Origin of the sequence: Trinickia caryophylli (genome assembly GCF_034424545.1) — a bacterium.
GTDB classification, from domain to species: Bacteria; Pseudomonadota; Gammaproteobacteria; order Burkholderiales; family Burkholderiaceae; genus Trinickia; species Trinickia caryophylli.
The window spans coordinates 776,332-791,789 of record NZ_CP139970.1 but is presented as its reverse complement, the minus strand read 5'-3'; the positions used below and the strand labels follow the sequence as shown (position 1 = coordinate 791,789).

Genomic DNA, 15,458 nt, shown 5'->3' with positions numbered 1-15,458 from the left:
GGGGGATGCACCTGGGAGTCTGCTACTACCCGGAACACTGGCCGGAAACGATGTGGGAAGAAGACGCGCGGCGCATGAAGACGCTCGGCATCGAGCGCGTGCGCATTGCGGAGTTCGCATGGAGCCGCATCGAGCCCACGCCGGGGCAATACGATTGGGCGTGGCTCGATCGCGCGGTGGACACGCTCCATCGGGCTGGACTCCAGATCGTCATGTGCACCCCGACGGCCACGCCGCCGAAGTGGCTCGTCGACCGGCACCCCGATATCCTCCCGGTCGGCGCCGATGGGCGCGCGCGCCATTTCGGCTCGCGCCGGCATTACGATTTTTCCTCGCCGTCGTACTACGAAGCCGCGCGCGCGATCTGCACGGCCGTGGCGGCCCACTACGGCAACCATCCCGGCGTGGCGTTCTGGCAAACCGACAACGAATACGGCTGCCATCAGACGGTCGTCAGCTATTCGAACGCAGCCGTGGCGCGATTCCGCGAATGGCTGCGTGCGCGCTACGGAAACGTCGAGGCGCTCAATCGCGCCTGGGGCACCGTATTCTGGAGCATGGAGTATCGCAGCTTCGACGAAATCGACGCGCCCGTCGCGACGGTGACGGAGGCGCATCCCTCGCATCGGCTCGACTATCGCCGTTTTGCATCGGACGAGGTGGCGCGGTTCAACCGCATGCAAGTGGAGATCATCCGCGCCCATTCGCCGGGCCGTCCGATCGCGCACAATTTCATGCAGCTTTTCACGGAGTTCGATCACTATGCGGTGGCGAGCGATCTCGACATCGCCGCGTGGGACAGCTATCCGCTCGGTGCGCTCGAGGAGCAATGGTTCGACGCCGAGGTGAAAGGTCGCTGGCTGCGCACCGGGCATCCCGATTTCGCTTCGTTCAATCATGACGTCTATCGCGGAATGTCGAAGCAACCGTTCTGGGTGATGGAGCAGCAGCCGGGGCCGGTGAATTGGGCGCACTGGAATCCGTCGCCCCTGCCGGGCATGGTGCGGCTTTGGAGCTGGGAAGCGTTCGCGCACGGCGCGGGCTGCGTATCGTATTTCCGCTGGCGGCAGGCGCCATTCGCGCAGGAGCAGATGCACGCGGGCCTCAATACGCCCGACAACCGGCTCGACATGGGCGGCGGCGAGGCCGCGCGCGTGGCAGACGAAATCCGCGCGCTCGACCAGGCGCACGCCGAGGCCCGTGCGAGCGTGCGTGCCCGCGTCGCGCTCGTCTACGATTACCCGGCGAAGTGGCTCTTCGAAATCCATCCGCAAGGCGCGGACTTCCATTACCCGCGCTTCGCGTTCGAGTATTACTCGGCTCTGCGCGCGCTCGGGCTCGACGTGGACGTGGTTCCCGCCGACGCGCCGCTCGACGGATATCGCATGATCGTCGTGCCGCCGCTGCCGATCGTGCCTGACGATTTCGCGGCACGCCTTGCCCGTTCGGGCGCGCAAGTGGTGGTCGGTCCGCGCACGGGCTCGAAGACGGCCGATCTGCAGATTCCCGCGAACCTGCCGCCGGGCCCTCTCGCGCAATGCATGCCGATGCGCGTGTGGCGCGTGGAATCGGTGCGCCCGAGCGTGCGCATGCCGGTTCATTCATCGGAAACGTCACAGGCTGGCGCCACGCCGGCCGGCTACGGCCGCCATTGGCGCGACCTCGTCGAGTTGCGAGACGAGGCCGCGCACGAAGTCGTCGCGCGTTTTGATGACGGCCATCCGGCTTACGTGCGGTTCGGCGCGATGCATTACCTCACGAGCCTTTTCGACGAAGCACTGACGCGCGAATGGTTTGCCGCGATCGCGGCGCGCGCGCAACTCGAGACGATGAGGTTGCCGGACGGCGTGCGCGTGAGCCGACGCGGCGGGCTGACCTATGTGTTCAACTACGAGGACGAGGCCTATCGAATCGACGCAGCCGAAGCAGGGGCGGACGCATTCGTGATCGGTGGGCCGAGTGTGGAGCCGCGGGGCGTAGCGGCTTATCGCAACACTTGACTCGCAGCGCTTGACTCGCCCGGCTTGACAGGTGCCGGCGCGCCAACGCCGCCGGCTTGCAGTGCAAGGCAGTGACGACGGACCATAACATCAGGCAGACAAGGAGACAGGCATGAAGCAACCCGCGATCCGTATTCGCATCGGCATGGCCGCCGTTCTTCTGACGGCGGCCGTACTTGGAACCTGGCATGCCGACGAGGCGCGCGCCGGCACGCTGAACGTCAACATCGCCTACAAGGGCGGGAGCCAGCGCGCGGTCTGGCAGTCGACGTTCGACGAATTCAAGAAGGCGCACCCCGATATCGACGTGAAGGTATCGTTCGTCGACGAAGAGGCCTACAAGGTGCAATTGCCGAACTGGTTGACCACGGTCGCACCCGACATCGTCAACTGGCACGATGGCGAGCGCATGGCCTACTACGCGAAGCGCGGGCTCTTCGAAGACTTGAGCGCCGATTGGCAGAAGAACGGCTGGAACGAGATGTATGCGTCGACGAAGGAGGCCTCGTCATACCAGGGCAAGCAATATGCCGCGCCGACCGTTTACTACTCGTGGGGCATGTTCTACCGCAAGGATCTGTTCCAGAAGGCGGGCATCGCATCCGAGCCGAAAACGTGGCCCGAGTTTCTCGAGGCTTGCCGCAAGCTGAAGGCCGCGGGCATTGCGCCGGTTGCCGTGGGCGGACGCGATGCCTGGACGCTGGCGGGCTGGTTCGATTATCTCGACTTGCGCCTGAACGGCAACGCGTTCCATCAGCAATTGATGGCGGGCGAGGTGCCCTACACGGATGCGCGCGTGAAGAAGGTCTACACGACGTGGAAACAATTGATCGACGAGCACGTCTTCGTCGACAACGCGCTTTCGTACGATCTCGATGCCGCGCAGCCGTTCCTCTTCCAGGGCAAGGCCGCGATGATGCTGATGGGCACGTTCATCGCCGCGGGATTTCCGCCGAACGTGAAGCCGGAGATGGGCTATTTCCGCTTTCCCATCATCGATGCCAACGTGCCGACGGCGGAGGATGGCCCGGTCGAGACGCTGAACATTCCGGCGCGCGCGAAGAACAAGGCCGAGGCACGGGCGTTCCTGGCTTTCGCCGAGACGCCGGCGATCGGTGCGAAGCTCGCGGCGGGGCTCGGCTCGCTCTCGGCGAACAGCAAATCGCCCGAGCCGGAAGATCCGGTGTCGAAGATCGGTTTTCAGATCCTCTCGAACACGAAAGGCGGGATCGCGCAGTTCTATGATCGCGACATGACGAAGGAGATGGCCGACGAAGGCATGAAGGGTATGCAACGCTTCATGGCGGAGCCGGCCAAGCTCGACGAGATCCTCGCGCAGCTCGAGCAGACGCGCAAGCGAATCTACAAGAAGTAAGCCCCAACGAGACAGTGGGAGAGTTCGCCGTGCCGCAGTCCGCCACGCCTCCGAATCTGCGCGCCGCGCCGGGCGACGCGCCGGTGCCCGAACCGCGGCACGCCCCGCCGCCGCCGATGCGCGGCGGCGCGCCGAAGCCTGTGCGCCGCTTGTCGCCCACGGCGCGGCGGCAGCGGCGCGCGGCGCTCCTTTTTCTCGCGCCGGCCTGCGCGATGGTCGCGATCTACGTGATCTGGCCCATTCTTTCCACGATCGCGTTGAGCTTGTACGAGTGGGATGGCATGGGCGAGAAACGTTTCGTCGGCCTGGCGAACTACATCGAGCTCGTGCATGCGCCGACGTTCTATACGGCGCTGCAAAATAACGTCATCTGGCTCGCGCTCTTTCTGCTCGCGCCGCCGGCGGGGCTGGCCGTCGCGCTCTACCTGAATCAGGCCGTGGCCGGCATGCGGATCGTGAAGTCGTTGTTCTTCGCGCCGTTCGTGCTGTCGGGCGTGGTTGTCGGCCTCGTTTTCTCGTGGTTCTACGATCCGACGTTCGGGCTGCTGGCGCTGCTGATCGGCCATGGCATACCGGTACTCGGCGACGCGCGCTACGCGACGTTCGGCATCATTGCCGCGGCACTCTGGGCGCAAACCGCCTACTGCATGATCCTTTATCTCACGGGACTGACCACGCTCAACGGCGAGCAGATCGAGGCGGCGCGCATGGAAGGCGCACGCGGCTGGTCGCTGCTGTGGCACGTGGTCCTGCCGCAGTTACGGCCCACGACATTCATGGCGGTGGTCGTCACGGTGATCGGCGCGCTGCGCAGTTTCGATCTCATCGCGGTGATGACGGGTGGCGGGCCGTTCGAAAGTTCCACCGTGCTCGCCTATTACATGTACGACCAGGCGATCAAGTATTACCGCCTCGGCTATTCGGCATCGATTGCCGTCGTGCTGTTCGCGATCATGCTCGTCTATATCGTCTATCAGCTGCGGCGCACGCTGCGTGCCGAGCAGTAGGAGAGCCCATGTACCCGCTGCCGATCGACAAATGGAAGCCTTTTCCGAGGCGCTTTTACAAGTTTTCGGTGCCCATCGCGCTGTTGATCTGGTTACTGCCGATGATCGCCGTGCTCGTTACGTCGATGCGCTCCTCGGAGGAACTCAGCGAAGGCAATTATTGGGGGTGGCCGAAGCACCTGACCTTGGTTGCCAACTACCGCGAGGCATTGACGACCTCGCCGATGCTGCACTACTTCTGGAACAGTATGCTGATCACGCTGCCGACCGTGGCGGGCTCGATCGCGCTCGCATCGATGGCGGGCTTCGCGCTAGCCACGTATCGCTTTCGCGGCAATGCGCTGTTGTTCGCCACGTTCGTGGCCGGCAACTTCGTGCCCGTTCAGGTGCTGATGATTCCGGTGCGCGACCTGACGCTGCGGCTCGGCCTCTACAACACCGTGGAAGGGCTCGCGCTCTTTCACATCGCGTTTCAAACCGGCTTTTGCACGCTGTTTTTGCGCAACTTCATCAAGCAGCTGCCGTTCGAGCTGATCGAGGCCGCGCGCGTGGAGGGGGCGGGCGAGTGGGCGGTGTTCTACCGCGTCGTGCTGCCGCTCATTCGACCGGCGCTGGCCGCGCTCGCGATTCTCGTTTTCACGTTCGTCTGGAACGACTACTTCTGGGCGCTGTGCCTGACGCAGGGCGACGATGCCGCGCCGATCACCGTGGGCGTGGCGGCACTCAAGGGGCAATGGACGACGGCCTGGAACCTCGTCTCGGCCGGCTCGGTCCTGGCTGCGCTGCCGTCGGTGCTGATGTTCTTCGCGATGCAGCGGCACTTCGTGGCGGGCCTCACGTTCGGCGCGACCAAAGGCTAGGCGGCGCTCGGCCGCGGCACCGCTCGCGTGCCGCGTCCTCAGATGAGTGGCCTGTCGCCCGGGCGCGGCGCGCAGCGCACGATCTCGTTTCCGTAGTTCTTCGAAACGAGCACGATCTGCACGAAGCTGTTGGCCGGTGCATAGGGCGCGAAGAAACGATCCATGATGCCCGCGAACGTGTAGAGGCTGCTCGCGGCGAACGCGTGCTCGTCGACGGTCACGCGAATCTCGAGTCCGCGCGCGAACGCGGGCGACGGCTCCATCGTGAGCCACTGCATCGTTGCGCGCGCGGCGAGCGAGACGATGCCCTCGATCTGCGGCGAGCGGGACGGCGAAAGCGCAGCGAATTCGCGCAGCAATTCCTTGAGCGCTTCCAGTCCGGCCGCATCGAGATCGAGCGAGTGCGGGGTCATCTGCGCGATCAGGCGCCATAGCGCACCGTTGCCGCGAGGCAGACGCAACGGCTGCGTGGGGCGCGTGAGCAGCGCCACATCGCGTGCCAGCTCGCTCGTCTCGCTTTCGAGGTCGCCGCCGGGCAGACCGATCGGCAACGAGGCGGGCAACTCGCCGTTCGTGCAGGTCATGTCGACTGCGACCTGGCCGAAGGGCGGCACGATGGGCGCGCCGTCGAGCCCGACGAAGACGAGTTCCGGGCGCGTACGGCGTTGCGGGTCCGCGCTCCAGCGGTCGACAACGGCTGTCCAGTACGGGCCGTCGAGCGCCGCGGTGCTTCCGTGGCGCAGCGAATGCATCGGCGCAATCGTCACGTTGCGCGCGGGGGCCGGGTCGTTCGTGTACACCGCGTCGATCGAGAAGACTTCGCAGACCGACATGTCGTCGACGTTCGCGAACAGCGAATAATGCTTCGTATCCGGCGCGATCTTGATCGGCGTGGTGTCGCGCTCGAACAGATTGACGACGGGCGTGGCGAAGAGCTTGAAGGTGCCGGCATCGAGCTTCGCGATGCGCTGGGCCGCGCGCGAATCGGGATGCAGCTCGGCGATGGCCAGATGGAGCGTTACGCTCTGGCAGGGACCCGCCGCGGCGAGCAGCGCGGCCATGTCGATATCGAGGAAATCGAATTTCTCGGGAAACGCGAAGTATTCCATCAACGAGCGGAAGGCCGGCGGGGCATCGCCCAGGCGGCCGGCCATCGATTCGTTTTCGCCGAAGCCAACGGACGAGACCGGTATCTTTGCAAGCGGCGTCCAACGGCCCGAGCCGTCCGCTTCCACGTAGGCTGCCGCGGCCTTGAGCCGCACGACATCCGAAAGCGCGGCGACGACCTCTCGCGGCCCGCTCAAATGCACGCGCATGACGCCTGGCGCCACTTTGTCGAGCCGGCTGGCCTGACCGATCGACGCAAAGCCGATCGAGATCGCGGCGGTCGTCTCGGCCGGCAGCGTGATGCCGGGCGGTGCCGACGGCGTTGGCCGATAGCCGGCATGCGCGAGATGGACCGGCGCGAGCACGACGTCGTAGACGGTGCGGAAGCGGCAGTCGGCCGCTTTCGCCATGAGGGCCGTGCCGCGCTCGACCGTGGCCGGTGCGGTCAGCTTGTCGTGAAACGCGTCCGTCTTGAACTGAGCGATCGCGCTTGCCGGAAACGCGCGCAGATATTGGGGGTAGAGAATGTCGACGAGCGCCTCGGTGAGCTCCGGGTAGTCGTCCTCGAGCTTCGTGTCGATTCGCGCGGCCAGCAGCGCGAACGACTGGAGCATGCGCTCGACGTGGGGGTCCTCCGAATGCTCGCCCGAGATTGCGAGCCGGGCAGCGATTTTCGGATAGCGGGCCGCGAACGATTGCATCGAGCGGCGAAGCAGCGCGAGCTCGCGCTCGTAATGAGCAAGCAGTTCTTCCATGAAGGTCGACCGTCTGAAAAGTAGCCGTCAAATAACAGTCAGGCGGTGCAGCCGATGCTGCGCCGAATGCCGCATTATCGGCGATTTGACGGTCGGCTTCGCGAAACCGCCGGATCGGAGGCCCGATGTTCAGTCCGTGGCGAGCCGCGGCGCGACGGCGAGGCGGGGTTCAGCCGCGGCGCGTTGCTGCGCGAGCAGTGCCGTCAGGTGCTCGAACGACATCGGCCGTCCGGTCAGAAAGCCTTGTACGATGTCGCATCCGGCTTCGGCGAGCCATGCGAGCTGGTCGGGCTCCTCGACGCCCTCGGCGACTACGGCGATGCCGAAGCTGTGCGCCATCGAGATGATGGCCGTTACGATCGGCTGGCCCGAGTCGGGGAGCGGATGGATGAAGCTGCGATCGATCTTGAGGCAGTTGACCGGGAACGACTGAAGGTACGACAGCGACGAGTAGCCAGTGCCGAAATCGTCGAGCGAAAGGCGCACGCCGAACGCGCGTAGCCGCTGCATCGCTTCGACGCCCACATCCATGTTGGCCATGATCTGGCTTTCGGTCAGCTCGAGTTCGAGCAGATGCGACGGCAGGCCGCTTTCGTCGAGCACGGTCCTCACGTCCTCGTTGAATTTCTCCTGCCGCAACTGCCCGGCGGAAACATTGACGGCTACATGCACGCCCGTTGGCGAGCGCGCATTCCAGCGTGCAGCGTCGGCACAGGCCTGACGCAGTACCCACCGCCCGAGCGCGACGATGAGCCCGCTGTCTTCGGCGATCGGGATGAACTCGGCCGGCGATACGGCGCCATCGGACGGATGAACCCAGCGAACCAGCGCTTCGGCCCCGATCAGGGCGCCGGTGCGGCAATCGAACTGCGGCTGATAGACGAGCGAAAGCGCGTCCGACTCGATCGCCTTGCGCAGCTCCGCCTCGAGCCGCGCGCGCCTGCGTGCTTCTACCGTCATACGCGGGTGGAACTCGACAGCGTTGTTCTTGCCCTTGCTCTTGGCCGCGTAAAGCGCGATGTCGGCGCTGCTCACGAGTGCGGCCGCTTCCCTTGCGTCGTCGGGATAGATACTGACGCCAACGCTCGCCGTTGCGGTGACGCTCGTGCGCTCGACGGTGAACGGACGTGCGAGCGCATGGGCGATGCGCGTGGCCGCCGCGTGGCCTTCCGCCTTGTCCTCGGCAATCTCGAGGAGCACGGCGAACTCGTCGCCGCCGATGCGGCTCACGATGTCGGTGGCGCGCACCGATCGCCGCAGGGCGGCGGCCACACGCTTGAGCAGTTCGTCGCCCGCGCCATGGCCGAGGGTGTCGTTGACGGCCTTGAAATTGTCGAGATCGACGAGGATCAGCGCCATGCGCGTGGGATTCGGGCCGCCGCGATGCAGCCGCTCGTGCAGTTCGTCGTAGAACTCGCGCCGGTTCGGCAGCCCGGTCAACGGGTCCGTGGAGGCGAGGTACTCGAGCTCCTTCTCCGCCTCGGCGACGCGCGCGCCCATGCGCGACGTGACCGCGAACGCGACCCAGATGGCCGCCGTCGACGCGGCCAGCAAGAAGCCCGTGTAATGCAGCAGCTCGAGCAGCATCTGATCCGTTTGCGCAACGAGCACCACTTCGCCGATCGCCTTGCCCTTGAGGCTGATCGACGAAACCACGAAGACATCCTTGAGCGACCATGGGCTCGCGTGCGTATGCGCATTGTCGGGCGTGCCCTCCGCCTGCTCGAACTCGTCGAGGCCGGGCTTTGCGTAGCTCGCGAATGGTGTGCCGTCGCTCGTGTACACGGTGACGCTTTCGACGTATGGAATCTTGCGCAACGAATGAAGAATCTCGCCGGCGGCCGCCTTGTCGTTGAACAGGACGGACGCGGCCAAGTTGTCGGCGATCATTTCCGATTGCGCATTGGCGCTTTCGGTGAGCGACGTGCGCAGGGTGACGGCCTGATAGCCGAGCAGGACCACGCTCGAGACGATGAGCGCCACGATGACGCGCAGCATCTTGATCCGCGTCATCTCCTGCGTGGGGCTCCGGCTTTCGCGCTTTCTGGGCTTCATGTGAGCTTCCTTGCCAGCCGGAGCAGCTTCGAACTGAGCCCCAGATGGCGCCGGTTCGCCTCGCTGTGGTCGATGTCGAAGCGCAACTGGTCGCCTTGAAGCACGAGCAGAATGACGTATGGGCCTTCGGCGGCATCGGCTGTGCGCACGATGAGCAATGGCCAGTCCGATGCGAGCGCGGCCTTGACGGACGTCGAGGCGGCGGTTGCCGCATCGATGACGAGCACGTCGCAAACCGATGCATCGCCATTGTCGGATAGCGGGCGGACGTGCCAGCTGCGCGAGGCAACGGTACGGCCCTCTAGCTTGGCGAGCATCGACGCGAGCTCGTGGCCCGGACTCACGCAGACATAGAGTTGCGACGGATGCAGGCGCGGCGCCGGCCAATCGGTGAACGCCGTGAAGTTGTAGATGTAGGCCGCCTCGAGCGAGAAGAAATCGACCTGCGCATGCACGGTATCGCGTGCGTAGCACGCAAGGGCGAGAAGTGCGGCGGTGGCGTATCGTATTTTCTTCATGCCGCGCCCGTCAGAATCCCACGACGAGTTTGGCGAGAAACGTCCGGCTTTGCTGCACGATCGCGCTTTGCGCGAAACCGGGGCCGGCCGGATCGGAATACCGCTTGTCGGTCACGTTATAGACCGAGAAAGAGAGGTCGCCGTGAGGAATCAGCCGCGCGGTGCCGATCGTGACGTTGCCAAGGCAGTAGCCACCCGCGGCGCCGCCCTGAGCGAGCCGCGAGGAGACGCAGCGCAACTCGGTACCGAGGCGCGCGGCCTGGCCGAAGAGCGGCACGGCGACATTGAGTTTGGCGAGGTGGCGAGGGGAGTCCTGCAGAATGAGTCCGCTATCTTCGTCCCGCGTCATCTGCCAGGTGTAACTCGCGCGAACGGTCGCGCCGCCGGCAATGCGCTGCTCGTAGGCCAGCTCGACGCCTTTCGCGTTCGCACGATTCACGTTCTGAAACTGCTCGACACCCGATGCGTTGGGCATTTCGGAAATCAGATTGCGAACGTGGTAATGGAAGATCGATGCGGTCGCATGGCCGGCTTCGCCGAGCTGCCGGTCGTAGATGAGCTCGACCGTCGTGATGTGCTCGGGCTTGAGCGAAGCGTTGCCTTGCTGGCCGTCGGCGCCCGGGATCGTGTAGTAGAGCTCGTACGCATTCGGCGCGCGGTACGCCTGCCCATAGACGAGCTTCACCGTATCGCGGTCGGTCGCCTTGTAGATGAGGGCGAGCCGGGGGCTCAGATTCACGCCCGATATGCTTTCGTCGTCGAGCCGCAACCCTGCGTTGAACGTGAAGCGCCGCGACAGCTGTATTTCGTCTTCGACGTAGATGCCGATGCGATTGGCGCTGTGATGGTCGTCCAGGATCTGCTCGTACGGATCGACGTTGTAATTGTATTGCGTGCGGCTGGCGTCGCGAGTCGCGTTGACGCCCGCGACGATCTTGTGCCCGCGCAGCCCCGTCCACGTCGCATGCAGATCGGCGCCGTACCAGATGGCCTTGTCGCCGTCCACGTTGAGCGCGGCCGGATCGCCATAGAACGCGCGGCTGCGATAGTCGTAGCGCTCCCAGAAGACCTGCGCGGCCAGTTCGAGCTCGCTCGAAACGGCGTGCCGATAGCTCGCATTGACGAAGCTGTGCGTGTCGGTCGTGCTGAACGGCGCATTGAAGACGGCATCGTACGGTGCGTTCGGCGCGCCTTTCGTGCGATTGCCGTAGCCCGCGCTGATGGTCAGGCCGCGGTAGGCGAGCTTCGCGAACAGGTATTGCGCGCGATCGTAGTCGAGCCCGTTTGCGACGCCGTGGTTCTGTTCGGGCGTATCGAATTCCGGGTAGTAAAGATCCTGCCCGCTACGGGCGTACGAGGTGGCCGACAAGACAAGATCGGCCCCGTTGTCGCCGTGCCAGCCATAAGTGGCCCGGGCCCGGCGTTCTCCGAAGCTGCCTGCCGACGTCGCGACCTGGGCGCCGTTGAAATCGCGCCCGCTCTTGGTCACGACGTTGATCACGCCGAAAAGCGCATTCGAGCCGTAGACGGCCGAGCCGGGACCAGGTACGTACTCGATGCGTTCGACGAGATCGAGGTCGAGCGGAAAGTCGGTGCCGATGGCGGCCTGGTCGTAGACGGCGTCGTTGACGCGCATACCGTCGATCAGCAGCAAAAAGCGGCTGTTGTAGTCGCCGGGACGCCGGAAGCCGCGTGCGCCGAGGTACGTGTAGGTGCGGTCATACGAGGTGTAAAGCCCGGGCAGCGATGCGAGCGCGTCTGCGAGCGTGCGCCAGCCGAAGTTGCGGATATCGTCGGCCGTCAGGACGACGGCGGCGGCCGGCGCATCGGCGACACGCTGCTTGAAAAGCGACGCAGTCGTGACGAACTTGACCTGCATGAGCGATTCGAGCGGCATCGAGGCAAGTGCGGACGTCGACAGGTTCGAAGCTTGAGGAACGTCGCCACCGTCGGCGGCGGCAGCCCAGCCCGCATGCGCTCCGACCGCGAACGACACAACGGCAACGACACAGCGAATAAGGCGGGACACGCACGCGCGGCAAGGGGTTGGCTGGACCATGGAGCAGATTCATCAGGCGGGCCACAAGCGAATGTGCGCCAGATTATTTATCGGCCAATCCCCATGAATCTTGAGACGATGCGGGCAAACGAGAGGGGTGCGCAGCAGCGGGTTTTCCCTGTGTATTCCCGCTGGGCACGCGCGGCGATGCCCTTACGCGCAAGCACAATCGATCGCGTCGCGCCGCGATCGGTGCTTTCGGAATTCAGAATTTGATTGGCAGCCCTAATCGATTGCGCGCCGCCGCCGCCGCTGCCGTGCGCGGGGGTACGGGCTTCAGGGCAGCGCGGGAAGGTGGCCGGCGCGCTGGCCGAATGCGAGCACCTCTGTCAGCGCCTGGTCGAACGGCGTGCGACGGCCGACGCCGAGCGCTTCGAGCCGGCTCGAATCGAGGTGACAGTCTTTCGGGCGCGGCGTGGAGTCTGCGGGAGTGTATTGCGGGACGACCTTGGCGTCGATACGGAGAATGCGTGCGATGCGGTTCGCGATGTCGAACTTCGTCATCGGCTCGTCTCCGGACCACTGCGCGATGCCGCACAGGGCGTTGCCCGCTTGCGCACGCTCGAGCATTTGCCGGATCACGCACGCGACGTCGCCGGTGAAGGTAGGGTAGCGGGTGGCCCAGGCGTCCATGACGGCGGGCGGCGCCCCGGCTTTGCCGGCGACGACGACGGCGGGTACGAGAGAAGTGACGGCCGATTCATGCCAATCCGCAATCTCTCCGTAAAGCAGTGGCAAGCGCAAAACGCAGCCGAAATCGGTCGCGTCGGCCAGTGCGCGCTCGCCGTCGAGTTTGCTGTGCCCATAAGCGTTCAGCGGGTTCGGCGCGTCGTGCGTGTGATACGGCGGGCGGGTGCCATCGAAGACATAATCGGTGGAAATCGACAGGACCCAGGCGCCGCTGGTCCGTGCCGCTGCGGCAACGAGCCGCACCGCATCGACGTTGAGCGCGCGCGCGCTGGCCGGGTCCTGCTCGCAGACATCCGGCCGGCGCTCGGCCGCCGCGATGACCACCGCATCTGGCGTGTGCCGGGCGAAAAAGGCCTCGATCGCCGCCGCGTCTCGCAGGTCGAGCGGGACCAGCGCGCCCCGAATGCGGCGATGGGCCGTACCCACGACGGCCCAGTCGGGCCGGGCTTGCAGTTCGCGCATGAGCGCGCGCCCAACAAGACCCGATGCGCCGATGACGGCTACGCGAAACATCGCAGGCTCACGCGCTGCGGGCGACGCGCTTGACGTCGTAGCCCGCGTCCGAAATGGCCGCGCCGAACCGTTCGGGCGTGTCGTCGGAGTCGACGCGCACGATGCCGCTCGAGAGCTCGATTTGCACGTCGGCGTGGGCGTCGATGGCCTTGATCGCTTTGGTGACGGCGCCGACGCAGTGCTGGCAGCTCATGCCTTCGACTTGGAATTCGATCATCGTTTTCTCCTTGGGAGGTGAGTATACCGGCGCCCGAGCACGGTTCCGGCGCTTCTGAGATGATCAGCGTATACGTTGCCACGGTGGGAAGGTATACGCTGGGCGCATCGAAGTGCATGCTCGAAAGGACTCATCGATGAACATTGGCGAAGCTGCCCGGGCATCCGGGGTAACGGCGAAAATGATCCGCTACTACGAAAGTGTCGGCCTGCTGGCGCCGCGCGCGCGGACGGAAGCCGGCTATCGCGTCTACGGCACGCCGGAGGTCCATACGCTGCGATTCATCCGGCAGGCCCGGCGGTTGGGTTTTCTCGTGGACGACATCCGCAAGCTGCTTGCCTTGTGGCAGGACCGTTCGCGCGCCAGCGCCGAAGTAAAGACGATCGCGCTCGGGCACGTGGCCGAACTCGATCGACGCATCGCCGAGCTGACAGAAATGCGCGACACGTTGGCACATCTCGCGGCGCATTGCGGGGGCGATGAGCGCCCCGATTGCCCGATTCTCGAGCGGCTCGCCGGCTCGGAGGGGCCGGCCGCCTGCCATTGACCCTTCTGCGACAAGGGTTTGCTGGAATTGCACAAGTATGGTGCATTGCTGCGGCGCTTTCGGGTGCCGCTGCACCATTCCAAAGCGGAATGCCCTGCATTCGAGCATTTCACTGGCGCTTCTGGGGCAGATGACTATAATCCGGGTTAACCCTTTTACGGGAAATCCCTAGTCGAAGCGACGAGGGTTCCCGCCCCTGGAGAACGTCATGCTTGCCTACATCCTCGAAAAGCTCAGCAACTGGTTCGAAGCGGCCGAACGTCGTCGTCGCGAAGCCTATCTGGCTTCCTCGACGGATATCGTCGATCTCGAACGGCGCCTGCGCGCGCTCGAAAGCAACGGCTACACGCAGTAATAGTCATCGCGCGCCGGCCGAATCCGCCGGGTAGCGAACCCCCCGCGAGCCGGCATGCCGCGCTCGCCGCGATTCGTCCCGAGTCGGGTCATGCCGAAGCGGCAAGCCCGACTGGCGGGAATGCTCCGCTCGCGCTAAGGTGTGAACGTTGAGCTGCGCATTCGCGCAGCCCGTGGACGTTTTCCCATGCGCTCTCGTTTTTCCTCTTTCCGCTGTTTGGCCGTAATGCTGCTGCTGCTGTTGCTGCTGCTGCTGCAGGCCGGCCTTGCGCGCGCCGGTTCCGATCGGCCGCCCGTCGTGCTCGACACCCAAACGGGCATTCACGATGGGCACAGCGGCATCGTGCTGCAAAACGCGCCGCTGTCGCGTCAGCCGATGGTAGCCGCGCCAACGGCCGCCACACTGCCGGAATACGCCCCGGCGGCCCAGCCGCCGATCATCGTCTCGCCCTATATCGACATGGGTGGCGGCGCTTCGGTGCCGCGCGCCGTCTACCGTCCGCGCACGAACGGCCAGTGATCTCGCTCAGGCGATGCGCGATTCCACGCTGAACTTCGCTTCGCTATCCTGCCCCAGCGCTTGCACGAGATAGGGCAGCGTTTCCTTCATCGTCTGCGCGAGCTTGTAGGGCGGGTTCAGGACGAACATTCCGCTGCCGTATAAACCGAAGCCGTCGGCGGGCGGGCGGCTGACCGTCAGCGTGACGTGCAGCCAGTCGGTTTGCTGCAGCCGCTTCAATTGTTCCGCAAAGCGCTGCGATTCGGGCCGCACGACCTGCGGATACCAGATCGCGTACACACCGGTGGCGAAACGCTTCAGGCACCCTTCGAGACAGGCGATCGTACGTGCATAGTCGCGCTTGTCCTCGTAGGACGGGTCTACGAGCACCAGTGCCCGGCGCGGCGGGGGCGGCAGCAGTGCCTTGATGCCCTCGAAGCCGTCGCCCGCGTAGAGCATTGCGCGGCGCCCGGCGTCGCGAAAGTTGTGACGCAGGACGTCGATTTCCGTCGAGTGCATTTCGAACAGCCGCATCCGATCCTGCTCTCGCATGAGCCGCCACGCCAGATAGGGCGAACCGGGGTAATAGCGCAGCGCGCCGTCGGGATTGAGCGCGCTCACCTGATCGACGTAGTCGGCGAGCGCAGCGGGCAGATCGTCGCGTTGCCACAGCCGGCCGATGCCGGTTTCGAACTCGGCCGTTTTGGCCGCATACCCTTCTGTCAGCGCGTACACGCCGGCCCCGGCATGTGTATCGACATACCAGTACGCTTTGTCTTTCTGCGCGAGGTGGCGCAGCAACTGCACGACGAGCGTGTGCTTGAGAACGTCGGCATGATTGCCGGCATGAAACGCGTGGCGGTAGCTGAGCATGTCGAGCCCGGGTTAAAGCGTGAGCGGGG

14 protein-coding genes are annotated in these 15,458 nt (G+C 65.1%); 7 read left to right on the top strand and 7 right to left on the bottom strand.

The features are described 5' to 3' along the window. Positions 1-5: 5 nt before the first annotated feature. The 4 genes from U0034_RS03545 to U0034_RS03530 all read left to right on the top strand — a co-directional run bounded on the left by U0034_RS03545 (position 6) and on the right by U0034_RS03530 (position 5,242). Positions 6-2,000: a beta-galactosidase gene (locus U0034_RS03545; protein ID WP_085224266.1), complete on the top strand. Its 1,995-nt coding sequence runs from the start codon at positions 6-8 to the stop codon at positions 1,998-2,000. Positions 2,001-2,145: 145 nt separating this feature from the next. Then, the gene (locus U0034_RS03540; protein ID WP_233211989.1) at positions 2,146-3,375 is read left to right on the top strand and encodes an ABC transporter substrate-binding protein; all 1,230 of its coding nucleotides are present in this window, start codon (positions 2,146-2,148) and stop codon (positions 3,373-3,375) included. Between the two features lie 116 nt (positions 3,376-3,491). Beyond that, positions 3,492-4,382 carry a carbohydrate ABC transporter permease gene (locus U0034_RS03535; RefSeq protein WP_085224508.1) on the top strand — a complete coding sequence of 297 codons (891 nt, stop codon included), beginning with the start codon at positions 3,492-3,494 and terminating at the stop codon, positions 4,380-4,382. An 8-nt stretch (positions 4,383-4,390) separates the two neighbouring features. Beyond that, positions 4,391-5,242, top strand: coding sequence for a carbohydrate ABC transporter permease (locus U0034_RS03530; RefSeq protein WP_085224271.1), 852 nt, complete (start codon positions 4,391-4,393; stop codon positions 5,240-5,242). A gap of 38 nt (positions 5,243-5,280) precedes the next feature. On the opposite strand, the gene tssF is transcribed toward U0034_RS03530, so the two are convergent. From tssF to U0034_RS03500, 6 genes are all read right to left on the bottom strand, one after another. After that, positions 5,281-7,104: a type VI secretion system baseplate subunit TssF gene (tssF, locus tag U0034_RS03525; protein WP_085224273.1), complete on the bottom strand. Its 1,824-nt coding sequence runs from the start codon at positions 7,102-7,104 to the stop codon at positions 5,281-5,283. A gap of 129 nt (positions 7,105-7,233) precedes the next feature. After that, positions 7,234-9,159: a bifunctional diguanylate cyclase/phosphodiesterase gene (locus U0034_RS03520; protein WP_085224275.1), complete on the bottom strand. Its 1,926-nt coding sequence runs from the start codon at positions 9,157-9,159 to the stop codon at positions 7,234-7,236. Continuing rightward, complete coding sequence (locus U0034_RS03515; protein ID WP_085224277.1) at positions 9,156-9,677, bottom strand: YfiR family protein; 522 nt, start codon at positions 9,675-9,677, stop codon at positions 9,156-9,158. Before U0034_RS03515 ends, U0034_RS03520 begins: the two co-directional genes overlap by 4 nt. Before the next feature lie 10 nt (positions 9,678-9,687). Continuing rightward, positions 9,688-11,706, bottom strand: coding sequence for a TonB-dependent receptor plug domain-containing protein (locus U0034_RS03510; RefSeq protein ID WP_407702969.1), 2,019 nt, complete (start codon positions 11,704-11,706; stop codon positions 9,688-9,690). A gap of 306 nt (positions 11,707-12,012) precedes the next feature. After that, the gene (locus U0034_RS03505) at positions 12,013-12,939 is read right to left on the bottom strand and encodes a dTDP-4-dehydrorhamnose reductase family protein (protein ID WP_085224279.1); all 927 of its coding nucleotides are present in this window, start codon (positions 12,937-12,939) and stop codon (positions 12,013-12,015) included. A 7-nt stretch (positions 12,940-12,946) separates the two neighbouring features. Continuing rightward, entirely contained in the window at positions 12,947-13,156 is a 210-nt protein-coding gene (locus U0034_RS03500) for a heavy-metal-associated domain-containing protein (RefSeq protein ID WP_085224281.1), read from the bottom strand. Positions 13,157-13,292: 136 nt separating this feature from the next. On the opposite strand from U0034_RS03500, the gene cueR reads away from it, so the two are divergent. The 3 genes from cueR to U0034_RS03485 all read left to right on the top strand — a co-directional run bounded on the left by cueR (position 13,293) and on the right by U0034_RS03485 (position 14,577). Beyond that, entirely contained in the window at positions 13,293-13,703 is a 411-nt protein-coding gene (cueR, locus tag U0034_RS03495) for a Cu(I)-responsive transcriptional regulator (RefSeq protein ID WP_085224284.1), read from the top strand. 208 nt (positions 13,704-13,911) lie between these two features. Beyond that, positions 13,912-14,058 carry a DUF3563 family protein gene (locus U0034_RS03490; protein WP_085224286.1) on the top strand — a complete coding sequence of 49 codons (147 nt, stop codon included), beginning with the start codon at positions 13,912-13,914 and terminating at the stop codon, positions 14,056-14,058. Between the two features lie 186 nt (positions 14,059-14,244). Beyond that, the gene (locus U0034_RS03485) at positions 14,245-14,577 is read left to right on the top strand and encodes a hypothetical protein (protein ID WP_233211987.1); all 333 of its coding nucleotides are present in this window, start codon (positions 14,245-14,247) and stop codon (positions 14,575-14,577) included. Between the two features lie 6 nt (positions 14,578-14,583). Here U0034_RS03485 and U0034_RS03480 read toward each other — a convergent pair whose 3' ends face one another. Continuing rightward, positions 14,584-15,429, bottom strand: coding sequence for a 23S rRNA (adenine(2030)-N(6))-methyltransferase RlmJ (locus U0034_RS03480; protein ID WP_085224289.1), 846 nt, complete (start codon positions 15,427-15,429; stop codon positions 14,584-14,586). Between the last annotated feature and the right edge of the window lie 29 nt (positions 15,430-15,458).